At 31.5% G+C, this 26,945-nt stretch carries 27 protein-coding genes and 2 tRNA genes; 20 read left to right on the top strand and 9 right to left on the bottom strand.

Features of this window, described 5'->3' with window-relative positions; translation table 11 throughout:
• Nucleotides 1-428: 428 nt before the first annotated feature.
• Nucleotides 429-1,541, bottom strand: coding sequence for an AI-2E family transporter (locus tag CD035_RS03070; protein WP_048542020.1), 1,113 nt, complete (start codon nt 1,539-1,541; stop codon nt 429-431).
• Between the two features lie 367 nt (nt 1,542-1,908).
• Between CD035_RS03070 and CD035_RS03075 the strand changes: the two genes are divergently transcribed.
• The 3 genes from CD035_RS03075 (at nt 1,909) to CD035_RS03085 (ending at nt 4,845) form a co-directional block, all read left to right on the top strand.
• Nucleotides 1,909-3,474, top strand: coding sequence for an alanine/glycine:cation symporter family protein (locus CD035_RS03075; RefSeq protein ID WP_048542742.1), 1,566 nt, complete (start codon nt 1,909-1,911; stop codon nt 3,472-3,474).
• Nucleotides 3,475-3,553: 79 nt separating this feature from the next.
• The gene (locus tag CD035_RS03080; RefSeq protein WP_048542022.1) at nt 3,554-4,303 is read left to right on the top strand and encodes an esterase family protein; all 750 of its coding nucleotides are present in this window, start codon (nt 3,554-3,556) and stop codon (nt 4,301-4,303) included.
• 35 nt (nt 4,304-4,338) lie between these two features.
• Nucleotides 4,339-4,845: a YjcG family protein gene (locus CD035_RS03085; RefSeq protein ID WP_048542024.1), complete on the top strand. Its 507-nt coding sequence runs from the start codon at nt 4,339-4,341 to the stop codon at nt 4,843-4,845.
• A 69-nt stretch (nt 4,846-4,914) separates the two neighbouring features.
• Here the strand turns inward: CD035_RS03085 and ltaA are convergent, their stop codons facing one another.
• The 4 genes from ltaA to CD035_RS03105 all read right to left on the bottom strand — a co-directional run bounded on the left by ltaA (nt 4,915) and on the right by CD035_RS03105 (nt 9,283).
• On the bottom strand, nt 4,915-6,111 hold the full coding sequence (ltaA, locus tag CD035_RS03090; RefSeq protein WP_048542027.1) for a lipoteichoic acid biosynthesis MFS flippase LtaA: 1,197 nt from the start codon (nt 6,109-6,111) through the stop codon (nt 4,915-4,917).
• Nucleotides 6,089-7,264 carry a diglucosyl diacylglycerol synthase gene (locus tag CD035_RS03095; protein WP_048542028.1) on the bottom strand — a complete coding sequence of 392 codons (1,176 nt, stop codon included), beginning with the start codon at nt 7,262-7,264 and terminating at the stop codon, nt 6,089-6,091. Before CD035_RS03095 ends, ltaA begins: the two co-directional genes overlap by 23 nt.
• Nucleotides 7,265-7,434: 170 nt before the next feature.
• Nucleotides 7,435-8,568, bottom strand: a complete 1,134-nt coding sequence (locus tag CD035_RS03100) for an ABC transporter permease (RefSeq protein WP_048542030.1) — start codon at nt 8,566-8,568, stop codon at nt 7,435-7,437.
• Nucleotides 8,561-9,283: an ABC transporter ATP-binding protein gene (locus CD035_RS03105; RefSeq protein WP_048542031.1), complete on the bottom strand. Its 723-nt coding sequence runs from the start codon at nt 9,281-9,283 to the stop codon at nt 8,561-8,563. Before CD035_RS03105 ends, CD035_RS03100 begins: the two co-directional genes overlap by 8 nt.
• A gap of 127 nt (nt 9,284-9,410) precedes the next feature.
• Here CD035_RS03105 and CD035_RS03110 point away from each other — a divergent pair, with 127 nt between their 5' ends.
• From CD035_RS03110 to CD035_RS03135, 6 genes are all read left to right on the top strand, one after another.
• On the top strand, nt 9,411-10,895 hold the full coding sequence (locus tag CD035_RS03110; protein ID WP_048542033.1) for a UDP-N-acetylmuramoyl-L-alanyl-D-glutamate--L-lysine ligase: 1,485 nt from the start codon (nt 9,411-9,413) through the stop codon (nt 10,893-10,895).
• Nucleotides 10,885-11,124, top strand: a complete 240-nt coding sequence (locus CD035_RS03115; protein ID WP_025905650.1) for a YueH family protein — start codon at nt 10,885-10,887, stop codon at nt 11,122-11,124. Before CD035_RS03110 ends, CD035_RS03115 begins: the two co-directional genes overlap by 11 nt.
• A gap of 13 nt (nt 11,125-11,137) precedes the next feature.
• Nucleotides 11,138-12,700: a peptide chain release factor 3 gene (locus tag CD035_RS03120; protein ID WP_048542034.1), complete on the top strand. Its 1,563-nt coding sequence runs from the start codon at nt 11,138-11,140 to the stop codon at nt 12,698-12,700.
• 219 nt (nt 12,701-12,919) lie between these two features.
• Entirely contained in the window at nt 12,920-13,741 is an 822-nt protein-coding gene (locus CD035_RS03125) for a TerC family protein (protein ID WP_048542036.1), read from the top strand.
• 212 nt (nt 13,742-13,953) lie between these two features.
• On the top strand, nt 13,954-15,639 hold the full coding sequence (locus CD035_RS03130) for a S1C family serine protease (RefSeq protein ID WP_048542038.1): 1,686 nt from the start codon (nt 13,954-13,956) through the stop codon (nt 15,637-15,639).
• A gap of 17 nt (nt 15,640-15,656) precedes the next feature.
• On the top strand, nt 15,657-17,009 hold the full coding sequence (locus tag CD035_RS03135) for a TrkH family potassium uptake protein (RefSeq protein ID WP_048542040.1): 1,353 nt from the start codon (nt 15,657-15,659) through the stop codon (nt 17,007-17,009).
• 36 nt (nt 17,010-17,045) lie between these two features.
• Here the strand turns inward: CD035_RS03135 and CD035_RS03140 are convergent, their stop codons facing one another.
• The gene (locus CD035_RS03140) at nt 17,046-18,518 is read right to left on the bottom strand and encodes an ATP-binding protein (RefSeq protein WP_048542043.1); all 1,473 of its coding nucleotides are present in this window, start codon (nt 18,516-18,518) and stop codon (nt 17,046-17,048) included.
• A 151-nt stretch (nt 18,519-18,669) separates the two neighbouring features.
• Here CD035_RS03140 and CD035_RS03145 point away from each other — a divergent pair, with 151 nt between their 5' ends.
• Nucleotides 18,670-20,181 (top strand): bifunctional metallophosphatase/5'-nucleotidase, encoded by a 1,512-nt coding sequence (locus CD035_RS03145; protein WP_048542044.1) that lies wholly within the window; start codon nt 18,670-18,672, stop codon nt 20,179-20,181.
• Between the two features lie 68 nt (nt 20,182-20,249).
• On the opposite strand, the gene CD035_RS03150 is transcribed toward CD035_RS03145, so the two are convergent.
• Nucleotides 20,250-20,855: a CPBP family glutamic-type intramembrane protease gene (locus CD035_RS03150; RefSeq protein ID WP_025905643.1), complete on the bottom strand. Its 606-nt coding sequence runs from the start codon at nt 20,853-20,855 to the stop codon at nt 20,250-20,252.
• A gap of 2 nt (nt 20,856-20,857) precedes the next feature.
• Nucleotides 20,858-21,043: a YkvS family protein gene (locus tag CD035_RS03155; RefSeq protein ID WP_025905642.1), complete on the bottom strand. Its 186-nt coding sequence runs from the start codon at nt 21,041-21,043 to the stop codon at nt 20,858-20,860.
• Between the two features lie 169 nt (nt 21,044-21,212).
• On the opposite strand from CD035_RS03155, the gene CD035_RS03160 reads away from it, so the two are divergent.
• Entirely contained in the window at nt 21,213-22,208 is a 996-nt protein-coding gene (locus tag CD035_RS03160; RefSeq protein WP_048542047.1) for a lipoate--protein ligase, read from the top strand.
• Between the two features lie 73 nt (nt 22,209-22,281).
• Here CD035_RS03160 and CD035_RS03165 read toward each other — a convergent pair whose 3' ends face one another.
• Entirely contained in the window at nt 22,282-22,497 is a 216-nt protein-coding gene (locus CD035_RS03165; protein ID WP_016911637.1) for an IDEAL domain-containing protein, read from the bottom strand.
• A 243-nt stretch (nt 22,498-22,740) separates the two neighbouring features.
• Here CD035_RS03165 and CD035_RS03170 point away from each other — a divergent pair, with 243 nt between their 5' ends.
• The 9 genes from CD035_RS03170 (at nt 22,741) to CD035_RS14255 (ending at nt 26,931) form a co-directional block, all read left to right on the top strand.
• Nucleotides 22,741-23,106, top strand: coding sequence for a VOC family protein (locus tag CD035_RS03170; protein ID WP_048542048.1), 366 nt, complete (start codon nt 22,741-22,743; stop codon nt 23,104-23,106).
• A gap of 113 nt (nt 23,107-23,219) precedes the next feature.
• Nucleotides 23,220-23,774 (top strand): competence protein ComK, encoded by a 555-nt coding sequence (locus tag CD035_RS03175; protein WP_048542052.1) that lies wholly within the window; start codon nt 23,220-23,222, stop codon nt 23,772-23,774.
• Nucleotides 23,775-23,906: 132 nt separating this feature from the next.
• Nucleotides 23,907-23,981, top strand: a tRNA-Asn gene (locus CD035_RS03180).
• 1 nt (nt 23,982) lies between these two features.
• Nucleotides 23,983-24,067: transfer RNA gene (locus CD035_RS03185), tRNA-Ser, on the top strand.
• A gap of 201 nt (nt 24,068-24,268) precedes the next feature.
• Complete coding sequence (locus tag CD035_RS13875; RefSeq protein ID WP_155403651.1) at nt 24,269-24,433, top strand: hypothetical protein; 165 nt, start codon at nt 24,269-24,271, stop codon at nt 24,431-24,433.
• A gap of 97 nt (nt 24,434-24,530) precedes the next feature.
• The gene (locus CD035_RS03190) at nt 24,531-24,635 is read left to right on the top strand and encodes a hypothetical protein (protein WP_088592438.1); all 105 of its coding nucleotides are present in this window, start codon (nt 24,531-24,533) and stop codon (nt 24,633-24,635) included.
• Nucleotides 24,636-24,810: 175 nt separating this feature from the next.
• Entirely contained in the window at nt 24,811-25,065 is a 255-nt protein-coding gene (locus CD035_RS03195; RefSeq protein ID WP_048542053.1) for a DUF2951 family protein, read from the top strand.
• A 19-nt stretch (nt 25,066-25,084) separates the two neighbouring features.
• Nucleotides 25,085-26,791: a glucosaminidase domain-containing protein gene (locus CD035_RS03200; protein ID WP_407943080.1), complete on the top strand. Its 1,707-nt coding sequence runs from the start codon at nt 25,085-25,087 to the stop codon at nt 26,789-26,791.
• The gene (locus CD035_RS14255) at nt 26,788-26,931 is read left to right on the top strand and encodes a hypothetical protein (RefSeq protein WP_407943079.1); all 144 of its coding nucleotides are present in this window, start codon (nt 26,788-26,790) and stop codon (nt 26,929-26,931) included. The genes CD035_RS03200 and CD035_RS14255 overlap by 4 nt, the downstream gene beginning before the upstream one ends.
• Nucleotides 26,932-26,945: the final 14 nt, after the last annotated feature.

Consider the following 26,945-nt stretch of genomic DNA (forward strand, 5'->3'; position numbering starts at 1 on the left):
GTGACAAAAAGGTGGGGAATTTTAACTAAGGACGTCTATATTAACAAAACTTGGCGGAATTGTAACTAAGGGCACCCATAGTAACAAAAGTCGGGCGAATTGTAATTAAGGATGCCCATAATAACAAAAGTCGGCAGAAGTGTAACTAAGAGCGGTCATAGTAACAAAACTTGGCCGAAGTGTAACTAAGAGCGGCCATAGTAACAAAACTGGGCGGAAGTGTAACTAAGGGCACCCATAGTAACATAAGTCGGCGGAAGTGTAACTAAGGGCACCCATAGTAACATAAGTCGGCGGAAGTGTAACTAAGGGCACCCATAGTAACAAAACTTGGCCGAAGTGTAACTAAGAGCGGCCATAATTACATACACCGCATATCTTCCACACCAAACAAAAAAACTGAAACCGCATTGGTTTCAGTTTTTTGTTTATTTTAAGTTGTTATCATGTATTGGATCGTCTTCAACTGTACGGTTCGCACTTGAACTAATAGATTGTCTATGTGTGTATACATTTCGAACGATTGTCTTAAGTACTGCGTATGTTGGTACGGCTATTAAGATAGCTACGAAACCGCCTAAATTACCTGCAGCTAATATAACAGTAATGATTGTAAGTGGGTGAATGTTTAATGATTTACCCATAATGTTTGGTGTAATCACGTTACCTTCAAGTTGCTGACAAATTAATGTGATAATACTTACCCAAACGAGCATCATAGGATCTTGTATGAGTGCGATTGTTGCTGCTGGTATAAATGCTAACCATGGTCCTAGGAATGGAATCATGTTTGTGATGAGTGCCAATAAAGCTAAAAGTAATGCATAATCCAAACCTACAAATGTATAACCTAAGTACAATAGTACACCTAATATAACACTAACTGTAACTTGACCTTGTATATATGATTGCAATGTTTGATTAATGTCTTTACTTAAATTAACGACAAACCATTTTGTACGACCTTTGAAAGGTCTAGCTATAAATGGAATAAATCTTTCGTGATCTTTTAACATATATATTAAGAAGAAAGGCACTAAGATTAATAAGAACATTGTTGAAACAAATGATGATATATAACTAAATAGGTTTGTTAACATATCTGTTACGATACCGCTTATACTTTCGATTGAATCATTAATTTTTTGTGATATATTTTCTGGTAATCGATCTCTTTGTTGTAATGCATAATCTACAACATGCTGAATTTCACGTTGTATATAGGGAATATTCTTGATTAAATTATTAATTTGATTTGTTAGAACTGGTGCAATGATTGAGATAAATAGTACAACAATCAGTATTAATGCAACGATGATGATCGAAATACTTCCCCATCTGGGTACTTTTCTTTTCTCTAACATTTTTTGAAAAGGTAAACAAATATAGAATAAGAATCCACCTAATAATAATGGTAGTAATATGGATTTTACGATAATGATGATTGGATAAAATATTTCATTTATTTCCATAAAGATTTTTATAATTAGAAACGTAAGGAGAATAGCTATTCCTGTACGAAACCATGCTTTATTTAACAATAGAAGTCCTCCTTATCAAACTTTCTCATACTTTTATATTATAAGCGAAATTACAGAATTAACAATGATAAATAAAATAGTTTCTAGAATTCGTGTAATGTTTAAAAGTTTATATTTTTATATATTATTTTAAGTTGTACGGATTAGAATAATTATAACGTATTTGTGAATATATGAATTTGTGTGCATTTATACTTACTATTTCTAAAAAGCTTTTTTAACAATATAGTAAGCGCTTACAATTTGTGTTAAGAGCATTTCAAAAAAATATTGATTGTGTATTTATACATGGTATAATCATAACAAGGTAATTTCAAAATTTTCTGAACATGAAGTTATCTTAAGGCTTACAACAAAGGGGAGATTAATTATGGAATCTATTGTTAGCTTTGCGAATGAGATTGTATGGAGTAAAGCGTTAGTATATGGTCTTTTACTGACTGGTGTTTTATTTTCATTTATGATGAGGTTCTTCCAAGTCAGGCACTTTAAAGAAATGATTCGTTTAATGTTTCAAGGGGAAAAGTCACCAACTGGTATTTCTTCTTTCCAAGCAATTGCAGTATCATTAGCAGGTCGTGTTGGTACAGGTAATATTGTTGGTGTTTCAACAGCAATCTTTATCGGTGGTCCTGGTGCAGTATTCTGGATGTGGGCTACAGCATTTCTAGGTGCGAGTTCGGCATTTATCGAATCAACACTTGGTCAAATTTATAAAAGAGAAATAAATGGTCAATATCGTGGTGGACCAGCATACTACATAGAATCAGGTATAAAAGGTAAAGCTGGTAAAATATATGCAATTATATTTGCACTTGTTACAGTACTATCTGTAGGTCTATTGCTTCCGGGTGTTCAATCAAATGCCATTGCCTCTTCAATGAAAAATGCATTTGGATTAAATCCTTGGGTTATTGCTATAGTATTAGCTGTATTATTAGCACTTATCATTTTCGGTGGTATCAAAGCAATTGCAAATGTTGCGACAGCCGTTGTACCTTTTATGGCTATTGTTTACATAGGTTTAGCAATTGTTATCATTATATTAAATATTCAAGAAGTTCCAGGTTTAATTGCATTAATTTTCAAATCTGCATTTGGTGTTGAAGCTGCTTTTGGTGGTATATTCGGTGCGATGATTGAAATTGGTGTTAAACGAGGACTTTATTCAAACGAAGCAGGTCAAGGTACTGGACCACATGCTGCTGCAGCTGCAGAAGTATCACATCCAGCTAAACAAGGACTTGTACAAGCATTCTCAGTTTATGTAGATACTTTATTAGTATGTACAGCTACAGCATTAATGATTTTAATGTCAGGTACATTTAATACAACAGACGGTGGAACAAATAAAGATGGTTCACCACATTTAATTCATGACAATGGAATTTATGTACAAGGCCCAGATGGTAGTAAAGACGTATCAGGTACAGCGATGTATGCTCAAGCAGGGATTGATAAAGCATTCTCTGGAGATAACTACACGTTTGATCCAGCGTACTCAGGTTTCGGTTCTTACTTTATTGCGTTAGCATTGTTCTTCTTCGCATTTACAACGATACTGGCATATTACTATATCGCAGAGACTAACGTAAGTTATATCATACCGTCCGATAAACAGAAGATATGGATTATATTAGTACGGTTAGTTCTCATAGGTGCTACAATATACGGATGTGTTAAAACAGCTGATGTTGCGTGGGCAATGGGTGACTTAGGTGTAGGTATGATGGCATGGTTAAATATCATTGCAATTTGGATACTCCATAAACCAGCCTTAAGAGCATTACGTGACTTTGAAATTCAGAAAAAACAAAAAGGGTCAGGTTATTATGCGATATATAGACCAGAACCAGATGAAGTGCCAACTGCAAAATTCTGGCATGAAGATTATCCTAAACGTTTAAAAGAATATAACTTAGATGATAAATAATTAAACAATATCAAACGCTTTCAAATATACGCTCTCTACTGTACAATAAAATTATATGTACAGTTGGGAGCGTTCTTTTATGGATAAAAAAATAGGTCTTGTTGACCAAATTAAACTCGAGAGTAAATTTTTAAAAAGGGAAGTGACAATCTCAATTTACTTACCTAAAGACTATACAGATCTATATAAACATCATGTGATTATTACATTTGACGGTAGGGACTTTTTCCAATTTGGTCAAATTCATCGCGCATATGAGAAATTAAGAACAAATGATGAGATAGAAAGGGCAATCATTGTAGGTGTTCACTATGAAGATGTAGATAAGAGAAGAACAGAATTTCATCCCGATGGAGAATACCGAAAAGAAACGTCACAATTTGTGGTGAAAGAGCTATGTCCTTATATTGATAAAACATTCTCAACTTTGAAAGTAGGTAATGCAAGAATGTTACTAGGCGATAGTCTAGCAGCAAGTATCGCTTTAATGACATGTTTAGAATACCCTCATCATTTTAGTCAAGCAGGGCTTTTCAGTCCAATGATCAATGATACAGTAATAGAAGTATTTAACAATTGTTCATCTAAACATCTATTAACAATCAAACATTATATAGGTAAAGAAGAAGATTCTTTCAAACTTATTAGTGGAGATATGGCAGACTTTTTAACACCGAATCGATCATTCAGTGAACGAGTTAAACAGGAAGATTTAACATATGAATACACTGAATTAGATGGTGGACATACATGGAAAACATGGAAGCCTGAATTACCAAATATGTTAAGTTACTTTTTAAGTCATCAAAATCAAAAAAATTTGATATAATAATAATGTAGAAAAACAAAGGAGGAAGTATCATTATGAAATTAGGCATCGTACTTATTCCGTCTAAACCATTCCAAGAAAAAGTGAATGCATATCGTAAGAGATATGACAAACACTATGCGTTAATTGCACCACATATTACAATTAAAGAGAAATTTGAAATTGAAGATAGTAAACTAAATGAAGTGAAATCACAATTAGAAACAACAGCTAAGGAATTTGAACCATTAAATATCCAAGTGTCTAAAGCCTCTAGCTTTGCACCTACTAAAAACGTTATTTATTTTAAAGTGACTAAAACGGATGAATTAGAATCTTTATTTAGTAAATTTAATAATGAAGCATTCTATGGTGAGAGTACACATCCATTCGTACCACACTTCACAATTGCACAAGGTCTTTCAAGCCAAGAATTTGAAGATATTTATGGCCAAGTAAGAATGGCTGGTATAGATCATTCAGAAACAATTGATACAATTAAACTTATGAAGCAAAATGAAGACGAAACATGGTCTGAAGAAGCTTCATATACACTAGGATAAATCAAAATTTATCTCATATAAAAAAGGAAGCAGAAGGTATTGATTAAATCTCTTCTGCTTCCTTTTATTTTATGCTGATTTTCTTTTTCTATAATTTATAATAAAGAATGTGCCATAGAATAATGCTAAGAATAAGAACATAATACTTGAAGCATAAATTGTATAATATACATCTTTAAATACTTCAGATATTAACCCACCTAATACGGGGCCAATCATTGTTCCAAATCCTTGAACACTATTGAAGACACCCCATGTTTCTTCTTGCACTTTATTATGAATTTGACCAGCCATAAATGTGTTCCATGCTGGTAAGAGTAGCCCATAAATCGTACCAATGAGTAAAGCAATCAATAGAACGATAAATAATTGTGTTAATACGGTTAATCCAAATATAAATGAGCTATATGCTAAAAATCCTACAAAAATAACAAGGTGTGTAAATGCTTTAGAATGTTTGTCCATCAATTTAGAAAAGAATAACATCGAAATGGTACATCCAATACCGCCAACAATGAGTAAAAGTGTATATTCTAGTGTTGTAACACCCATATGTTTTGTTGCGTATGTTGGCAATATAGGGACAAGCATGCCTATTGCAGATCCTTGTAAAAAGATACCTGGAAATAGCAATAAATGTCTTCTTGTCACTTGTACGATTTCACGTAGTTGTTTTTTAACAGATTTACTTTCGTAATTTGTGAGCTGTACTTTAACAAAATAGAATAATATCCATGCAACAAGTACACATAAAGCCATCATAAATGTAAATCTCGTAGGATGTAGTTTAAATAGTAAATTCATGAAAATCATACCTGATAATAATCCAACTAACCAACTGAAATAAACATATCCCATTTGTTTACCTCTAGATGCTTCGTCAACACTGGATAACATAATGACCCAAATTGGACTAACTGCGATACCTAATAATATGGCACTTAAAATAAATACGATAGGTGATGGTATGAAAATAATGAGTGCTAAACTCGTAAATGCTAATATAAATCCACACGTTAATATAACTGTTGGACCAAATCGTTTTAGAAGAAAACCTATTACGAAATTCGTTAATGCATCACTAATAAAGTGTAAAGAAATAGCTAAAGAAGTAATACCAACAGTCACTTTAGCAGTGGTTGTTGGTAGAATTGGTAAATAACTTAAAATGTACATTCCTCTCGCAAATTCCATCATAAATAATATGATGAGCATTAACCGAAAATCTTTTTTGTGAAATGTTTTATCTGATGAAGTATTTGGCATACATAGGAACCTTTCCATAAACTTCATTATAAGAAAGTGAATCACTTAATAATGAAAGTAAGTCTTTGCAAATATTTTCTGTTGATTTTTCAATATAATTTTCTTCTAGTAGTTTTGTCATTTCCTTTAGTCTAGATGGTTGATTCATGAGTGAAATAACGAGTTTAGTCGCTTCTTCTGGTGTGTGTGCTATTTTACCGTATCCTTTTTGTGTAAAATACTCAGCGTTTTCTAACTCTTGTCCAGGTGCTGGATTTAAGAATATAAGAGGTAAATGTCTAGAGAATGCCTCTGAAATAGTGATGCCACCTGGCTTAGTAATCATAAGTTGGCTAGATGCCATCCATTCATTCATATGTTTCGTATAGCCGAGTATCAGCACATTATCATTATCTTTAAAATGATGTCTAAGTTCATTTTTCAAGCTTTTACTATTACCACATATCATGACAACTTGAGTGTCTTTAGCATACATATCTATTTTACTAATCATAGTTGAGAAACCTGTTGATACACCGAAAGCACCAGCAGACATTAAAATAACTTTCTTGTCTGGATCTAGTTTGTGTTTCGTTAACCAATGATATCGATCGATTGGTTGCTCAAATTGTTTAGAAATAGGTATGCCTGTTACTTTAATTGCATCGCTTTCTACACCGATAGATTCAATTTCATTTTTCAAATCTTTCGTTGCTACATAGTATCTATTTGAGTGTGGTGTTACCCAGTTCTTGTGTAAACGGTAGTCCGTCATTACTGTAGCGATAGGTATATTCAAATTGAATTGTTCCGTTAAAACTGATACGACTGGTGTCGGAAAAGTTAACAAAATCAAATCAGGCTTTTCTTTTATAAGTAAATTCAATAATTTATTTAATCCATAGTATTTATAGAAACATTTATCAATTTGTTCAGGTCTACTATAGTAGAAGAACTTATACATATTTCTGAAATACTTAAAGCTGTTTATATACCATTGTTTCGCAATTGAAGTCATAATAGGGTGTGCTTCCAAAAATAAATCATGCTCAATAACAGTTAAATGATTTAAATTCATTTCACCAAATTGTTTCACAATACTATTCGTAACTTGTAGATGACCATTACCGAAAGAACCTGTAATAATCAATAATTTTTTGTTTTGAGAAACCATTAGCCACACTCCGTATTTGTATTTAATTTCTATGATAGTTTAACGCATTTTAGCTATTTTGTGAAAAGATATTGCATATAATTACAAAATTAATATAAAAACTTTATACTATATCAATGTTTTAGTTGGAGATATTTAACAAATTATACGTGATTATGCATGTGATTTGGTTAAACTTTTCTGTATCGATTCATACCAATCATATTTAATACTAACAGTAAGAAGAATATACCTAATAGTATTATCCAATTCATATAAATATCTGATAAGTGATAGCCTCTTAACATAACATTTTGAATGGTATCACCTGCATAATATAACGGCATGATATGTGCGATATATACGAGCACTTTATGCATGCTTTCCACTGGTATGATTCCTGCGAAAAAGACTTGAGGAATCACAACTAAAGGAATAAATTGAATCATTTGAAATTCTGATGATGCGAATGTCGATAACAATAAACCAAGTGTAAGTGCTATAAATGACACGAGTACATTCGTAATAAATACTAATAATATGTTGCCTTCAGTAACCATTTGTAATACATAAATAGCATATAAAACAATCAAAGTTGTTTGTATGATGGCAAATGTACCATAACCTATTATATAACCTAAAATAATTTCATGTTTTTTAATAGGTGATGATAATGTTCTTTCTAAAGTTCCAGATGTTCTTTCTTTGAGTAATGAAATACCTGAAATTAAGAATGTAAAGAAGAATACGAAAAATGCGATTAAAATAGGACTTATAGTATCAAAATAATTTGTATCTTTATCACCATGTAAATAATACTCTTTGGCATCTAACTTTGTTATATGATTTGGGTATTTAGCCGAAACTTGAGACTTTTCGGCTTTTGGTAATTGTTGAGTTATAGACTGAATGATTTTCCCTTGTTGATTAACGACAGATGACAATTGTTTTGTGCTTTGCATGATGATTAATTTATTGATGGTTAACTTTAATTGACTCGTTTTGCTTGGATCAGTATTTTCGTAAGTAATATTTAGTTTGTTATCGTCTAATGATAGAAAACCGTCTAAATGATCAGCTTTAAATTTATGTTTTAAATCTAGTTGATTTGAATAAGTCTGAATGTTAATATCTTGGTTTTTGAGGGTTGAAATGATTTGAGCGTTTACTTGATATGTACCCACTTTTAGATCAGTTGACTCATCTGAATAGTTAAATAAAAAATAAATCAACGTCATTATTAATAACGGTGCAACGAGTAAGAGCATAAGGGTACGTTTATCTCTTATGACTTGTTTGAAAATTCGCGTGGCAATATTAATCATGTGCACCATCTCCTAACGCTAGGAAGACATCTTCAATCGTATTTACGTTATATGATGATTTAATTTCATTTGGCGTACCATAAGAAATAATTTTGCCTTCTCTCATTAGTAATAAACGATCACATTTATCAGCCTCATCTAATACATGTGTTGTAATAAGAATTGTCTTGCCTTCATCTCTAAAATGAAACAAATCATTCCATATTGATTTTCTTAATCTAGGGTCGATGCCAACTGTTGGCTCATCTAAAATCAATATGTCTGGATTTTGAATCATACTAATTGCAAGAGATAATCTGCGTTTCATACCTCCAGAAAATGCTTTAACTTTTTTATGTTTTTCGTGTGTTAAGTTGACAATTTTCAGAGTGAGTTCGATTTGTTCGTTGATATCTAATTTAAGTGCTTTATGAATATATAATTTCGCAAAGAATTTCAAATTTTCAACAGCTGTTAAATCATCAAATAAAGCATCACTTTGAGACATGTAACCAATAGACCTTAAAATTTCTCTGTTAGGAATACGATTGCCATTGATCGTAATTGTACCAGAATCCATAGTTGTCATGCCTAAAATACATTTAATTAAAGTCGTCTTGCCTGCACCTGATGGGCCAATTAAACCTGTTATTAAACCAGGTTCAAATTGAGTTGTTACATCTTTTAAAATAACTGTTTTTCCATAAGATTTGGATACGGATTGAATATTAATCATAAAAGCACCCCTTTATTTAAAAGTAAACGCTCACTCATTTTATAATTGTTTATAGTTATAGTCTAAGCTATAAAATCAACATAAGAAAGTGTATAATAAACCTATTGAAAATAAAGGAGCAATAACGATGAATGTTAAAACGTTATTAAATAAAATAAAAATTAAACAAACTTACGGTCAAATTGACCAAGAAGTTCATGATATTACGACAGATTCAAGAAATGCTCAAGAAGGCTCTATATTTGTGGCATCAAAAGGTTATACAGTAGATAGTCATAAATTTATACCGAATGTAATAGAGCAAGGATGTAGCGTCATTGTGAGTGACCGTTATGTAGAATTAAATGATGAGGTATTATTAATTGTGGTTAAGGATACATTGAAAGTGGCAAGTATCTTTAGTCATGTCTTATTTGATTTTCCAAGTCAAAAATTAACGACAATTGGCGTGACTGGTACAAATGGTAAGACGACAATTGCGACAATGATTCATCATTTAACAAGAGGTTTAGGAAAAAATAGTGCTTATTTAGGAACAAACGGTTTTCAAATTAATGAAACAGTTACTAAAGGTGTTAATACGACTCCAGAAACCGTTACTTTAACGAAACATATCGTTGAAGCGGTTGATAAAGAATGTGCAAGTATGACATTTGAAGTCTCAAGTCACGGGTTAGTTATCGGAAGACTTCGAGGTTTAGAATTTGATATCGCTATTTTTTCAAATTTAACACAAGATCATTTAGATTTTCATGGTACGATGGAAGCTTACGGACATGCTAAGTCATTATTATTTAGTCAATTAGGTCAAGACTACAGAAAAGACAAATATGTCATATTGAATGCAGATGATCCATATACAAAAGAATTAATACCTGTATCACCATTTGAAATATTTACATATGGTATAGATAACGAAGCAGACTTTATGGCTAAAGATATAGAAGAATCTATAAGGGGTGTGCGCTTTACACTTGTAACACCATTTGGTTCTTACAAGGTACAGTCACCTTATTTAGGTAAATTTAATGTCCTTAATTTATTAGCGAGCATTATAGGTTTGTGGGCGCAAGGTTATGAATTAAACGATATTACTAAAGCAGTTGGAAATATGCCTGCAGTTGAAGGGCGTTTAGAAGTATTAGATAGAAACTTACCAATAGATTTAATTATTGATTATGCACATACACCGGACGGAATGGATAAATTAATAGATGCTGTGAAACCATTTGTAAAACAAAAATTAATATTCTTAGTTGGTATGGCAGGAGAAAGAGACTTAACAAAAACACCAGAAATGGGTAAAATAAGTTGTCGAGCAGATTATGTGATATTTACGCCAGATAATCCTGCAAATGATGATCCTAAAATGTTAACAGCAGAATTAGCTAAAGGAGCGACACATAATAATTATGTAGAATTTGAAGATAGAGCAGAAGGCATTAAACATGCAATAGAAATTTCTGAGCCAGGTGATACAGTTGTACTCGCATCTAAAGGGAGAGAACCATATCAAATCATGCCTGGACATATTAAAGTGCCTCATAGAGATGATTTAATCGGTTTAGAGGCAGCATATGAAAAATATGGAGGAAAGCCAAGTGAAGATTAGAGAAAGTCATTCGCAAAACTTAAATTGTAAAGTTTATATATATGAAAATAAAAAAGAAGAATATTTTGTGATTTCGATTCCGGATTTATTTTGGTCTATTGAAGTAGATTACGATTTATACGGAGAATCTTTAATTGAGCATTTGTACTTGCATTTGTTTAATGTACTTGATGAAGATGAAGCAAATGAATTAGCAAATAGAATTAGCCAATGGACATCCGAATTATAAGGAGAAATGAATTGTGACGATTAAACAAGAAGTAGAAAGTAGAAAGACATTTGCGATAATATCCCATCCAGATGCTGGTAAAACAACATTAACTGAAAAATTATTACTTTTTGGTGGTGCGATTAGACAAGCAGGTACCGTTAAAGGTAAAAAGACAGGTAAATTTGCGACAAGTGACTGGATGAAAGTAGAACAAGAACGTGGTATTTCTGTTACAAGTTCAGTTATGCAATTTGATTATGATCATTACAACATAAATATATTAGATACACCAGGACATGAAGACTTTTCTGAAGATACGTATAGAACATTAATGGCTGTAGATAGTGCTGTAATGGTTATTGACTGTGCGAAAGGTATCGAACCGCAAACGTTGAAATTGTTTAAAGTATGTAAAATGAGAGGTATTCCTATTTTTACATTTATTAACAAATTAGACAGAATGGGTAAAGAGCCTTTTGAACTTTTAGAAGAAATTGAGAAAACATTAGAAATTGAAACTTATCCTATGAACTGGCCAATTGGAATGGGACAGAATTTCTTTGGAATTATTGATAGATCTGATAAAACAATTGAGCCATTTAGAGATGAAGAGAATGTTTTACATTTAAATGACGACTATGAATTAGAAGAAGAGCATCCAATCAAAAATGATTCACAATTTGCACAAGCAATTGATGAGTTAATGCTTGTAGATGAAGTCGGTGAACAATTTGATGAAGAATTATTGTTAGCTGGAGAGTTAACACCGGTATTTTTCGGCTCAGCATTAGCGAATTTCGGTGTTCAAAATTTCCTTAATGCGTATGTTGATTATGCGCCAATGCCAAGTGGCCGCAAGACTGAAGAAGGAGATGTTGTTGATCCGTTCGATCCAGACTTCTCAGGATTTATCTTTAAGATACAAGCTAACATGGATCCAAGACATAGAGATAGAATCGCATTTATGAGAGTCGTGAGTGGTGCATTCGAAAGAGGCATGGATGTTACACTTCAACGTAATAAGAAAAAACAAAAAATCACACGTTCAACTTCATTTATGGCAGATGATACACAAACTGTAAACCATGCTGTTAGTGGTGATATTATAGGGTTATATGACACTGGAAATTATCAAATTGGTGACACGCTTGTAGGCGGAAATCAAAAATTCCATTTTGAATCATTACCACAATTTACGCCTGAAATATTTATGAAAGTTAGCGCTAAAAATGTTATGAAACAAAAGCATTTCCATAAAGGGATTGAACAATTAGTTCAAGAAGGTGCAATTCAACTTTATAAAACGTTGCACACGAATCAAATCATATTGGGTGCAGTTGGACAATTACAATTTGAAGTATTCGAGCATCGTATGAAAAATGAATATAATGTTGATGTTGTTATGGAACAAGTCGGTAAGAAAATAGCAAGATGGATTGAAAATGAAAAAGATATTACAGACAATATGAATTCAAGTCGATCTATTTTAGTTAAAGACCGCTATGATCAATATGTATTCTTATTTGAAAATGAATTTGCAACAAGATGGTTTGAAGATAAATTCCCAGAAATTAAATTATTTAGTTTGTTATAATGAACAAAACATTGTATAATAATTAAGTAAAACTAAATAGACCTACGACTTTGTCGAAGGGGAGTAACTTTAGAACTTAAAAATTCTAGCATATTATCGTCATTACGAAACATAAGTTTCCGGTAATATGGACATCATATAAATGTTAAGTGAGACCTTTGCCTTTTATTAGGCATGGTCTCTTTTGTTTTTTACAAAAAAAGAATGGAGTGTGAATAGATGGATCCGAGTTTGTTAATTAGTTATGGCTGGGTATTAGTTGTATTAATATTTCTTGAAGGATTATTAGCTGCAGATAATGCTGTTGTTATGGCCGTAATGGTCAAACATTTACCAGAAGATTTAAGGAAAAAAGCATTGTTCTATGGCTTATTAGGAGCGTTTGTGTTTAGATTTTTATCATTATTCTTAATTAGTTTCTTAGCTAACTTCTGGCCAATTCAAGCGGCAGGGGCATTATATTTAATTTATATGTCCATTAAGAATTTGATAGATTTTAAAAAGCATAAAGGTGAAGAGCTCAAGACGCCAGACGACGTAGAAGCTAAAGATGATTTCTCTGAATCAGAATTTCCTTCAGATGGACACGGTCATCATAAATTGAAAAAGAACTTCTGGATGACGGTATTAAAAGTAGAATTTGCAGATATCGCATTTGCGATTGATTCAATGTTAGCTGCATTTGCTATCGCAGTAACATTACCAGCATTGGGTATCCACTTTGGTGGTATGGATGCTGGTCAGTTTGGTGTTATGTTTGTTGGTGGTATTATTGGTGTTGTTATTATGAGATTTGCAGCAACATACTTTGTTGAATTATTAAATAAATATCCAAATTTAGAAGCGGCAGCATTTGCTATTGTAGGTTGGGTAGGTATTAAACTGTTTGTGATTGTATTGGCACATGATGAAATTGGTGTATTACCTCATGATTTCCCACATGGCATATTATGGCAATCAATATTCTGGTCAGTATTATTATTACTCGTTATTATTGGCTGGATCACTTCAGTACGTAATAATAAAAAGACAACAAATTAATATTTATTAGACAAAACACCAACAAAGTTTATAGTTGACTTTGTTGGTGTTTTTTATGTTTTTTTAAAATGAATAATTCATATTGAATGAATTTGCAAATATATGTAAAAATAGGTGTGTAATATTGAGAATTACAATGGTTTTATGTTAATAAATTTAGTATTATATGGCATAATAGATACATTAAGTGTTTAGATTGAGGAGGGCAATAAATGTCACGAAAAAAGCATGTCATTCCTAGAAATGAATATAAGAGACAGCGACGTGAATTTTTTCATAATGAAGAACGTGAAAAAAGAATCGAACAAGAGAAAAAAGAAAATGAAATAAAAAAAGCGAATGAACGAGAACTTCAAAAGAAAAATGAATTACGTGTTAAGGAAAATATGCAAAAAGCACGTATTGAAAAATTAACAAAAGAAGAAATCAAAAAACAAGAAGAAGAATCTAAATCGCATCCAACAATTGATTTAGATGATGACCGACTTGCTGAATCACATCAAGAATATAGTGAACAAGATGAAGTATTACATAAAGATGAAGTTCAAACAGATGATGAACACCACGGAATAGACTCTGAAGAAGAACCTGAAGAGATTAGATATGAAAAAGTAAGTGAACAAAAACAGGCAGAGACGGGTAAAACTTTTTCTAAAGATAATGACTTTGAAATAAATAAACAGCTCGGTGCTAAACATGATGAAAAAGTAGAACAAAAATCTCAAAATAAAAATAGTTTTCTCAATACATTTTTAACTAAAATAGAAAAACATTGGCCAATCATTGCGATCATTTTAGCAATCATATTAATTTTTATTTTAGTGTGGAGTATATTCCAAAATGTAAATCCTCCTAACGAAAGTAGAAAAACAATTGAAGAAAAGCAATCTCAAAAAGGATTCCAAAAACCAATTACGAATGTTATGGAAGCTGTAGAGAAATCTAAAAACTCAGTCGTGGGTGTATCTCATGAAGATTCAGATGTATCTAGTAAGAAAGAATCTTCAGCTAAGGAAAAAGAAGAAAATAGCGGCGTCGGTTCAGGCGTCGTTTATAAAGTTGAAAATAAAAAAGCATACATAGTAACAAACGCACATGTTGTATCAACTGATAAGAAACCAATTATTACAACAGCAAATGGTAAAAAGTATGACGGTAAAGTATTAGGTTCAGATCAATGGTCTGATATTGCAGTCTTAACGATTCCAATCGAAAAAACTGAAGATTTTAAACCAATTAAATTTGAGGACTCAGACAATTTAATTTTAGGTGAAACAGCTATTGTAATAGGTAGTCCGTTAGGTTCTGAATTCCAAAATAGTATCTCTACAGGCGTTGTTTCAGGTCTAGACAGAAAAGTTCCTGTTGATTTTAATGGTGATGACGAGTATGATTGGGAAATTAAAGCTATCCAAACAGATGCTGCAGTCAATCCTGGTAACTCAGGTGGACCTATATTAGACTCACAAGGTAATTTAATAGGTATCGTATCGTTGAAAATCGATATGCCTAATGTAGAAGGTATGGCTTTTGCAATTCCTTCTAATGACACTACTGACTACATTAATAAATTAGAGAAAAACGGTAAAATTGAACGTCCAGAATTAGGTATCATGGCTCAAAACTATTCTAAAATGAGTGATAGTGAAAAGTCACAAATATCTTTACCCGATAAATATAAATCAGGAATGGCCATTACTGGTGTTACAAAAGACGGTAATGCTGACAAAGCCGGCGTTAAATTTAATGATGTAATCGTTGGTATTAACGATACAAAAATTGAAAATAATCTTGAATTTAGAAAAGAATTATATAATAATCATAAAAAAGGCGACAGTGTTAACTTGAAGCTTATCCGAGATGGAAAAGAAATAACGAAAAAATTAACATTGAAATAAAATAGAGGTGACAATTTGTGTCCATTATAAAATACTTTTTTCAAAAAATGACTCCACAACAAGGTATTGTATTATATTATTTGGGCGCAATTATTGTCGCCTTTTTATTATTAAATTTACCGTATGTTGTTAAACCTGGTGTTAAAATAGCACCAGTCGATACATTATTTGTCGCTGTATCAGGTGTCAGTGTAACGGGGTTAACACCTGTTACAATTGAAGATACATTTACCATATTTGGACAAGCTATCATCTTGATTATACTTAATATCGGTGGCATAGGTGTAATGGCTATTGGTACATTACTTTGGGTTATTTTAGGTAAACATATCGGCTTACGTGAACGTCAATTAATCATGTTAGATAGTAATTCAAATGCTATGAATGGTGTTGTTAAGTTAATATTAGATATTGTGAGAACAATTTTAATGATTGAAGTCATTGGAGCGATATTGTTATCATTTTATTTCTATAAAGATATTGGATCGGTGAAAGAAGCGATACATCATGGTATCTTTGCATCTGTTTCTGCAACTACAAATGGTGGACTTGATATTACGGGTGAATCATTAGCGCCTTATGCGAATGATTATTTCGTTCAAACAATCATTATGTTACTTATTATGTTAGGTGCAATAGGTTTCCCAGTATTGATTGAAGTCAAAACATACATGAAAAATACAATTCCAAACTTTAGATTCTCGTTATTCACTAAAATAGCGAGTGCCACTTATTTGTTTTTATTTTTACTAGGCACAATCGTGATTTATTTATTTGAGTTTTCAAATGCATTTAAAGATGTTTCGTGGCATAAAGCTTTATTCTATGCAATGTTCCAATCTTCATCTACAAGAAGTGCTGGACTTTCAACTATAGATTTAAGTCATTTTACTGAAGCAACAAACTTCTTTTTAGGAGGGCTAATGTTTATAGGGTCTTCACCAAGTTCAGTAGGTGGCGGTATAAGAACGACAACATTTACGATACTGATATTATATTTAGTGAACTTTAGTAATGGTCGAACAACGATAAAAGCTTTCAATAGAGAAATACATCCAATTGATATACAAAGATCATTTGCAGTTATTTCACTTGCATTAGCGATAACGTTTGTTGGTGTACTATCCGTCGTTCGGTTTGAAGATGGTAAACATGATTTGTTATCTATATTCTTTGAAACGATGTCAGCATTTGGGACATGTGGTTTATCAATGGGCATTACAGATGGCTTACAATTAGGATCTAAAATCGTTATCATGATGTTGATGTTTATAGGTCGGGTAGGACTATTATGTTTCGTCGTCATGTTAGGTGGAAAATCAACACCTGATAAATTCCATTATCCTAAAGAACGTATACAAATAGGTTAAATATAAAAAGCAAGCGACTATGCCGCTTGCTTTTTATTATGGATTAATAGTAGGTATGGTGATTATAAACGTAGTACCTTTAGTCATATTCGTAAATACGCTAATTTCGCCTTCCCAATCTTCAATGAGTTTCTTACTTAAGTATAAACCGAGGCCACTACCAGATTCTTTCGTTGTAAAGAAAGGATCAAATATCTTTTGTTGTGTTTCTTTAGACATACCGGCACCGTTATCTTTAAATATGATAGTAGCTTGGTTTGCATGTGTACGTTGTAATTGAATTTCAATTTCTGGTTGTTTTATATCTAATAAGGCATCTTTAGCATTTTGAATAAGATTGATGAGAATTTGTTTTAATTGATCTTCTGAAATAAATGCAAATATTGGGGTATCTGGCAATGTTAAAGCAATATTAATGTTATGTTGTTCAAGCTCATACTTCAAAAATTGTGAAACTTCTTTGATAGATTGATTAATGTCGACATTTGAATAGGCAAGGTTAGTTGGCTTTCCTAAAAATAAAAACTGTGTAACGATATTGTTAATTCTATCTAGTTCTTCTGAAATAATATTAAAGTGATGGTCTTGTTTATCTTTATCGTATTTCATTCTAGTAAGTTCAATAAATCCATTAATGCTTGTAAGTGGATTTTTAATTTCATGTGCTGTGTTGGCAGCGAGTGTACCAATTAGTCTAAGCTTTTCATTATTTGCTTGTTCAATTATTTTTTCATGTTCTAATCGTTCGGATCTATTTTTAAATATAAGTGTAACAATAGATAATAATAAAAATACAACTAAAAATATAAAAATGCTCGGTAAAATAATGCGTGTCATAAAATTATATTGTCCGCTAATTGTTAATGAGATAGGTAATTGATCATATAAATAATTTATGGATTTAGAATGCTTATATTTTTTTCCAACTTGATAAATTTCAGTACCATCGATACCATTGACTTGAATATGATATCTTTTAGAGATTAAATTAATTTCATTTTTAAATGATGACATATTTATTTCTGAAGCAACAGTGTAGTCTTTGTTTTGTACTTTTAAATGATTGGTTAATAATAATGTATTGGCATTTTTTAATGAAATTTTTTCACTACTTAAACTTGAATTAGCTGTAAAAGGAAAATGAAATTTATATTTGTTAAAATCTTTAAGAGAGGTATGATCAGTTCCTTTAGAATCATAAACGATTTGTTTTTTATCATTCAAAATATAAATATGGTCAATCCAAGTATACCTTGTGTGATTATCCTCTAAAAACTGATTAATAAATTTTTCGTTTCGGCTGTTAGATAAAATGGTTGTTAAAGATTCAGAAATGCTATTTGATTCATTTATAAAGGTATTAATTTTTAAGTTTACAATTTCTTTTGTCGTTTCTAATCTTTGATTAACTCTATTTGTATAATTTTTACTTATAATAATACCAATCATTAATGAAATGACTAAAGCGATAGCAAAATTAATGATGATTAATTTATTAAATGATTTCATTATTGCCTCCAAGTTTATTGATTACTAATAGAGTATATTATGATTAACAATTATTGCCAACACATATTAAATAAATTTTCCATCCAAATGTTCTTATACTGCCCTAACAGTATTTAAAAATGGTAAAATAAATAAAAAGGTGGGGATAGCATTGAATACGAATGAAACCATAACAATTGATTTACTAGCTACTTCTGACTTACATGGACAAATAGGAAAAACTGGTATTAGTGGTAACATTCTAAAGATGGCCACTTACGTTAAACATAAACGCAAAACAAATCACCATGTCTTATTGTTAGATAATGGTGGCATGTTGTCGGGTTCAATGTTTGCTTTTTATTATGCCCAAATTGCCCCATATAAAAGAAATCCAATGATTAAAGTGATGAATGAAATGCAATTTGATGCAAGTGGTGTTAGCCCTGACGAATTCAACTTTGGCTTAGACTTCTTAAATAAGTCTATTGCATTAAGCAGATTTCCTTGGTTAGCAGCAAATATTGAACATAGTAAAACACGTGAACCATATTTTACAACACCTTATACGATTAAATATGTAGAGGGTATAAAAATAGGTATTATAGGATTTACATCAAGTGGCCTTATGGAAAATAAAAATGTTGAGTTTGAAGATGAAGTACTTGTTGGTGAGTCCATGACCACAGCTAAAAAATGGGTGAGATATTTACATGAAAAAGAAAGTCCTGACTTCTTAATTATGTTATACCATGGTGGTTTGCACACTTATACAGATAAAAATAATTATAGATCATATTATAGTAATAATGCAGAAAGTATGACGAAAAGTACGGAAGGCGTAAATGTTATTATTACAGGACATCAAGAACATATCGTCGATCTAAAAGTCGAAGAAACACAGTTTATACAACCAGGTAAAGATGCTACAAATATTGTAGACATGTCAATTCAATTCAAGAAAAGAGCCAATTCAGTAGAAATTATCGATACGTCTATTAAGCACGTAGAAATCTCAAGTTATCCTGAAGATAGAGATTTATTAGAGTTAACGTATTTCGACCAAAAAGCTGTCCAACATTGGTCTGAACAAAGCGTCGTTGACGTACCTGTTGTGCTAGATTATAAACATTTAACGGACTTATTTATTAAACCGCATAAGTTCATGGAATGTATTCAACAGAGTATGACGAGAGCATTTAAAGAATCTGATTTTGTTTGTGCACAAATTGGGAATCCGACAGGTAACGGTTTACGTGGCGAGTTACAAGTTAAAGATGTCTATCAATCATATGTACATACTGATAAACCGGTCAAAATTAATTTATCTGGTGCTGAAATAAAGCGCATTATAGAAAGAACAGCTACAGCACTGTATAAAGAAGGGGACACGGTTAAATATAATGGCCATATTTTAGAACCGACACTTATGACTGTATGGAAAGGCTTTGAATATACGATTGATTTGAGTAAACCTGTAGGCAGTAGAGTTAACATAGATAATATTGATTTAGAAGATTCATATTCAGTTATTATGACAGATTATTTATTTAGACACGTAAATAAAATTATTTCTGAATCCTCGTATGAGAGAGCGAAGAAGACAGTCATTGAATATATGATTGAAGAACTAACAGAATCAAAGGGTAAATATGATTTAGAACATCATTTTAAAGTTATCTAGTATAAAATAACCCCAAAAAATTTAGCATAATTGCTAAACTTTTTTGGGGTTATTTTTTAGTAAATGTATTAACTAAAAATTATAACGAGTATGATGATTGCTGCAATTTGAGCAACATAAGATGTTACGATTCTTTTCGTATAGAAATACAGTGTAGATAATATGAGTTGTGCTAAAAATATAAACATAAATATAGCTAAATTATCTAAATATAAAAATAGTGAACTAGATGCAAGGGCACTCACAACGATTGCAATAATAGGTTGTGAGAATTTCAGTTGCAACTGATTTTGTAATATTGTTCTAATATATAACTCATGACAAGGTATTGCAATTACAATTGTTACTAGCATTTGCCACTTATAAAATACGCCAGCATGCATTAATTCTTTTAATAAGGATGCATATGACAAGCCATTATAAATTTGTGATAATAATAGCTGAAGTAGAACTAATATAATGGCACCAATGAGACCATATCCAATTGATTGAAGTAATCGTTTAGATTTGATGTCACGTTGATAAAAGACATAGCTAATGCCCGCAATCAGCATAATACCAGTATATAAGTACCAGAATACTTCTTTTTCCCCTTGCATAATGAATAAAATAATGTGAAAAATAATGAAACTAGATATGAACCATATTAATTGAGGATTAATTTGTCTCTTCACTATTATCCCTCTTCAGAAATTATTGTATAACGCTTATGATTCACTACAGTTTTTTCAGGTAACTCTAAACTTTCAAAGTTATCCATAATTGTGATATCTACGATAACTGAGTTTTCATTAATTTTTTCAACTCTACCTCTTAATCCATCTTGAAACTCTATGATATTTCCAACTTCTGCGATTGTCATCTTATTCCTCCTAAATAATACTATGAAACATTATACTAAATAATGCTCAGTTTATAAAGTATTAACAAATATACTTTATATTAACATAAACATATCATACATATGATTAATCAAACATATGGTACTATATACTTGAGGCTATTTGGGGAGAAAAGAAGGAGGAAATATAATGAAATTTGTAAGTAATAATGGTATTAATGATCCTATGATTAATTTAGCTATGGAGGAATATGTCTTAACTTCTCTTCCTAAAGATGATAGTTATTTCCTATTCTATATTAATCAACCATCCATTATTGTAGGAAAAAATCAAAATACAATCGAAGAAGTTAACCAAGAGTATGTTGAGAAAAATAATATCAAAGTTGTAAGAAGAATTTCTGGTGGTGGAGCTGTATATCATGATTTAGGTAATTTAAACTTTAGCTTTGTTACAAAAGATGACGAAGACAGTTTCCATAACTTTGCAAAATTTACGCAACCAATTGTTGATGCTTTAAATGAAATGGGTGTTAAAGCAGAATTATCTGGTAGAAATGATATACAAGTCGGGGAAAGAAAAATATCAGGTAATGCAATGGTTAAACAAAAAGATCGTATGTTCTCACATGGAACATTGATGTTAAATAGTGAAATCGAAGAGGTTGTAAATGCACTTCGCGTTAGCGAAGCGAAAATAAAATCTAAAGGTATCAAATCTATAAGGTCACGTGTCGCAAACATACAAGAGTTCTTAGAAGAACCAATGGATATTGAAACATTTAAACAACGTATACTTACATCTATCTTTAAACAACAGGGTAGTGAAGATGTTGAAGAATATCACTTAACTGATGAAGATTGGGATAACATTAATGAATTAAGTAAAAATAAATACCAAAAATGGGAATGGAATTATGGTAAGAATCCTAAATACAATTTTGAAAGAAGTCATAAATTTGATAGAGGACTTGTCCAAATTAAATTAGACGTTAAAAAAGGTAAAATAGAACACGCAGCAATATTCGGTGATTTCTTTGGTGTCGGAGACGTAAAAGATATTGAAGAAGCATTAATAGGTGTTCAACATCAAAAATCATCAATTCAAGAAGCATTAAAAGATATTGATTTTTATCACTATTTTGGAGATATTGCTAAAGAAGAAATTATTAATTTAATGCTATAAACAAATAAAAGAGACTATTTTTGAATGTTTTCAAAAGTAGTCTCTTATTATGTGTTAAATTTTAAATGACAACTCACGATTGCAAATCCTCCAACTGAATTAATTCTTCACTGTATTGTTCAAATAAAGTATTATTACGATTCGCAAGTGCTTCATCAATTAAAACCATTAATTCTCTTTTACGATTTTCACGTAAAGCAGAGTCAATCACAAGCTCAACTGATAAATCATTTAAGTTATTAACAAAAGTTTCTAAACTCTGGTGCTTAACTTGAGAATATTGTTTCATTTTAAACAACCCCTTGACTTTATTTGTTAAAATTATAGCGTATTTATTTTCTAAATGCAATGAATATTCAGAAATTTTAAAAAGTAAATTTATAATTCGAAATCAGTGATAAACTTACTCTATAAATTCATTATATGTTACTATAATCTAATTTTAAATTATTTTGCTCACAATTCAGAATACGGTTGTGAAAGATTTGAGTAACCGAATCATATTTAATAAAAATACTAAAGGAGAATCATAATGTATCAATTAAAAATGTGGGACCATGTACAATTATCAGCACCTAAAGGGTCAGAAGATAAAGCACGATATTTTTACTGTAATCAATTGGGATTCAATGAAGTAGAAAAGCCTGAATCACTGAGAGGTAACGGAGGCGTTTGGTTTAATATTAATCAAATTGATTTACACATTGGTATTGAAGAAGAGTTCGAACCATTAAAAAAAGCACATCCTGCTATTAATGTTGAAAATCTAGAAGATTTAAAAGAACATTTAACGAATGAAAAAATAGAGTACAAAGCAGATAAACGTTTTCCTGGCGCAAATAGAATCCATTTATTAGATCCTTTTGGAAATCGATTAGAATTTATAGAAAAACAATAGAATTTATTTTGAAAAGTATTGACTTATATTTAAATAGGTATTATATTTTATGTAATTACAATAAATATAAATATATTCGTTGTAATTACATAAAAATTTGAAAGGAGCATGCTATGAGTAAGTATGTTATTAAACAAAACACTATGTATATTAGAGGAGTCAAAGTAGATGATCACACTATTCATACTGAGGTGTCTGAAGCGGGTAAAGAACCGTTCATCGTTAAGCAGAAACCTCAAGAAATTATGAATCAGTCATGTCGCTTTTATAGCGAACACTTCAATGAAAGAAAGCTTTTTACAAAAAGGCTAACCAGAATCACGAGCAAACCCCCGATTTTAGTATCCGCAGTAACTTCTACTTATTTTTTCTGCACAGGTTCCGAAAGGTCAATAGACAACACTTGGATAAATATACTCTACGTTAAAGATTTTAAAGAATATAATGGCAATAAGACCAAGATATTTTTAGAACAAGATCAAATCCTCGTTTTTCCAATCTCATACCACGTAATTAATCACCAATACTTAAATTGTTTATGTTTGTACTATAGAAATCACCGTAATAATATCTTTATTAAACAGCTAAATACACCAAATATAGATTTAACTCAAGATGGATATAGTGTACTTGATGTTATAAAGATGTATTTGAAAAATCAACATTAGCATACTAAATTAAATATTAGCGGAACAAGTGCAACTAAAGTGTAAATGTTCCGTTAATTTTTTTAGGTTTTCTCTTGAAAATATTAAGATGCTTGATATAATAGTATTTGTGCTTGATAAAAATTTAATTATTCCACAGTAGCTCAGTGGTAGAGCTATCGGCTGTTAACCGATCGGTCGTAGGTTCGAGTCCTACCTGTGGAGCCATAAAGATGTACTCAAGTTGGCTGAAGAGGCGCCCCTGCTAAGGGTGTAGGTCGTTCTGCGGCGCGAGGGTTCGAATCCCTCCATCTCCGCTCAACTTATAAATATCAATTGAGCGAAACCATTGATATTACTGGCTTTCTACCTATATGGTGGAAAGCTTTTTCTTTGCAAGTGTCAAAAAAGTGTCAAGAGAATAATTCTCTCACTTTTTGACCTTGCTCTTTTTTATGTTCATCTAAAAGATGCGAATAAATTTCTAAAGTAATTGCTATATTTGAATGACCTAATTGAAAGTGTCTGGAAATGGTTTTAAAAATGGTCATTTAAAAGAGATTGGCATTCTTATTAAAGACGAAACACATCTAGTTGTCTCTAAAACATTAATCGCAACAGGAGATGCCGATGCGGTCGATTCTGATGCTTATATTGCAGTAGGATATGGTATTTACTAATGGACAATAAGGTGTAATGTTTATAAAATAAGAAAGTGAGCAAGTTGGATAGATGGTGGCTAATCTCTTAATAAAGGGGTGATGCCTATGGTTATAGTTGTTACTCCTAGAAAGGAATAGCATGTCTGATTTTGAAATGTTAATGGTTGTATTGACAATCATCGGTTTACTATTAATCAGTAATCAAGACCATAAAAAATAACCTTCTCCAACTTTGACGAGTAATAGAAGGTTATTTTTATAATTTTTCTATGAAAGGCCACCGTCTTTTTAACGGGCTCGCTTGGGCGATACACATAAGTGTATCGCCCTTTTTCTATTTATAAATTAACACAACTTGTATAGATTGTCTAATTAAAATGATTGGAGGGATGTAAATGCCAGAAAATAACAGAGGCGTTAGTTATGAAATTTACAAGCGCCTTGGACGAATAGAAGGGAAGCTGGATAGTGTTAAAGACATCAATGACAAAACAAATAAGGCTTATGATGTTGCGCATGAAGCTAAAAGTATGGCCGAGAACAATAAGGATGATTTAAGAGATTATAAAACAAATATGAAGTGGGTTATTGGCTTATTAACATCTGTAGTCGTCCCACTTGTTATTTTTGTGTTAAATCAATTTTTCTAAAAAGAAATAAGGTGAAATTATGGGATTACCTTCATCAGGAAAGCCTACAGCCAATCAAGTTGCAGATTGGTCGATTTCTATAATTGGTAAACGTTTCGATGTACCTGGCTCTGGTTATGGTTCTCAATGTTGGGACTTACCAAACTACATTCTTGAGCGCTACTGGCATTTTAGAACGCCAGGTAACGCAAGAGACATGGCTTGGTATAAATATTATCCTGCTGGTTTTAAAGTGTTAAAAAACACGCGTGATTTTGTGCCTCAGAGAGGCGATTTTGCAGTCTGGACAGAAGGTAATTATAACTGGAGTAGATGGGGACATACTGCGATTGTAGTTGGTCCTTCTACTACCAGTTATTTTTATAGTGTTGACCAGAATTGGTATAACGCAAACAGTTATAATGGTAGTCCTGCAGCGAAAGTTAAACATAGTTATACAGGTGTAACACATTTTATTCGACCAGCTTATAAAGAAGAGCCGAAACCTGTTGAAAAACCTGAAAAGCCTGAAAAACCAAAACCTACAACACCAGTGATTGATCCAAATCCAAAAAAACAGGCAGAAGACACAAAACCAGTATCCAAAATCGTAACACGTATTAAATACACTGTCGTTCATAAAGATGATAAAGATAGTAAAGAGATATTTGGAAATGTTGTTTATGGTGAAAAAAGAACGAATACACCTCAAAAGATACTTATTAAAAATGCGGTAAATATGGATTCTGTTCATACCTTATATCAAGATAGAAACTCGATTTATAAAGAGGATGATTATCCACATTATTTTGTAGATCGGTATAATATTTGGTCGCCAAGACCTATTAATTATAAGGTACCTGGACATGATGACTATATTGTAGTTGTAATTTGTGAAGATTTAAATACATCTGATGATACCTTTAAAAGAAATGAATTAGCAGCAATGACACTTATCAAAAAGGTGTGTTCAAAATATAATATTACTTTTGAAAGTCGTAATATTTTAATAGATAAAAAGGCTTGGAGAACTTTATCGCTTCATCAAAATGTTTCTCAAGATTTAATAAAACTGTACGAGAATAAACATAAGATTTTGAATGAAGTGCCAAAAGATATTATCGAAAAAATCAGGATTAAAACTTTTGTGAAAGTTAATAAGCGTGAATTAAATAATTTGAATAAATCCAAACCAACAAGCTTAAACCAAACACCATCTTATATTACAAAAGAACGTAGTAACTATACGTTAGATGAAGCTGTTAATATTCAAATGAGACATGCGCCACAAATGAGTAATAGTGTTACTTGGTTTAATGCGAGTAAACAACAAGTTAAAAATGCGATGAATACAAGTAATATATTTAAAAGTTCTACACAAGTTTACCAGTTTTTGAAATTAGACAGATATCAAGGTTTGTCAGTTGATAAGTTAAATGAAATCTTAAAAGGTAAAGGCACGTTGAACGGTAAAGGACAAGCATTTCAAGATGCATGTAAAAAATATGAAATTAATGAAATTTATTTAATCGCTCATGCCATTTTAGAAAGTGGTGCCGGGACAAGCCATTTTGCGAGTGGTAATAGTGGCTATTATAACTATTTTGGAATAGGTGCATTTGATAGTAATCCTAATGATGCGATTACTTTTGCGCGTAATCATGGTTGGACGACGCCAGAAAAAGCGATTATTGGTGGTGCAGAATTTGTGAGGAAAGGTTATATCGGGCAAGGACAAACCGTATGAGGTGGAACCCTAAAAGACCAGGTACGCATCAATACGCAACCGATATAAGATGGGCAAGCCATCAAGCAACAACAATTTCAAACTACTATTCAAAAATTAATTTGAAAGGTAAGTATTTTATTTATGATCAGTATAAATAATTATGAGGAGATGA

Origin of the sequence: Mammaliicoccus sciuri, from assembly GCF_002901825.1 — a bacterium.
Classification (GTDB): domain Bacteria; phylum Bacillota; class Bacilli; order Staphylococcales; family Staphylococcaceae; genus Mammaliicoccus; species Mammaliicoccus sciuri.

Coding starts and splice junctions, on each gene's coding strand:
- CD035_RS03080 (WP_048542022.1), top strand. CDS start 3,554: ATGGATAAAAAAATAGGTCTTGTTGACCAAATTAAACTCGAGAGTAAA.
- CD035_RS03085 (WP_048542024.1), top strand. CDS start 4,339: ATGAAATTAGGCATCGTACTTATTCCGTCTAAACCATTCCAAGAAAAA.
- ltaA (WP_048542027.1), bottom strand. CDS start 6,111: ATGCCAAATACTTCATCAGATAAAACATTTCACAAAAAAGATTTTCGG.
- CD035_RS03095 (WP_048542028.1), bottom strand. CDS start 7,264: ATGGTTTCTCAAAACAAAAAATTATTGATTATTACAGGTTCTTTCGGT.
- CD035_RS03100 (WP_048542030.1), bottom strand. CDS start 8,568: ATGATTAATATTGCCACGCGAATTTTCAAACAAGTCATAAGAGATAAA.
- CD035_RS03105 (WP_048542031.1), bottom strand. CDS start 9,283: ATGATTAATATTCAATCCGTATCCAAATCTTATGGAAAAACAGTTATT.
- CD035_RS03110 (WP_048542033.1), top strand. CDS start 9,411: ATGAATGTTAAAACGTTATTAAATAAAATAAAAATTAAACAAACTTAC.
- CD035_RS03125 (WP_048542036.1), top strand. CDS start 12,920: ATGGATCCGAGTTTGTTAATTAGTTATGGCTGGGTATTAGTTGTATTA.
- CD035_RS03130 (WP_048542038.1), top strand. CDS start 13,954: ATGTCACGAAAAAAGCATGTCATTCCTAGAAATGAATATAAGAGACAG.
- CD035_RS03140 (WP_048542043.1), bottom strand. CDS start 18,518: ATGAAATCATTTAATAAATTAATCATCATTAATTTTGCTATCGCTTTA.
- CD035_RS03155 (WP_025905642.1), bottom strand. CDS start 21,043: ATGACAATCGCAGAAGTTGGAAATATCATAGAGTTTCAAGATGGATTA.
- CD035_RS03160 (WP_048542047.1), top strand. CDS start 21,213: ATGAAATTTGTAAGTAATAATGGTATTAATGATCCTATGATTAATTTA.
- CD035_RS03165 (WP_016911637.1), bottom strand. CDS start 22,497: ATGAAACAATATTCTCAAGTTAAGCACCAGAGTTTAGAAACTTTTGTT.
- CD035_RS03170 (WP_048542048.1), top strand. CDS start 22,741: ATGTATCAATTAAAAATGTGGGACCATGTACAATTATCAGCACCTAAA.
- CD035_RS03175 (WP_048542052.1), top strand. CDS start 23,220: ATGAGTAAGTATGTTATTAAACAAAACACTATGTATATTAGAGGAGTC.
- CD035_RS03195 (WP_048542053.1), top strand. CDS start 24,811: ATGCCAGAAAATAACAGAGGCGTTAGTTATGAAATTTACAAGCGCCTT.
- CD035_RS03200 (WP_407943080.1), top strand. CDS start 25,085: ATGGGATTACCTTCATCAGGAAAGCCTACAGCCAATCAAGTTGCAGAT.
- CD035_RS14255 (WP_407943079.1), top strand. CDS start 26,788: ATGAGGTGGAACCCTAAAAGACCAGGTACGCATCAATACGCAACCGAT.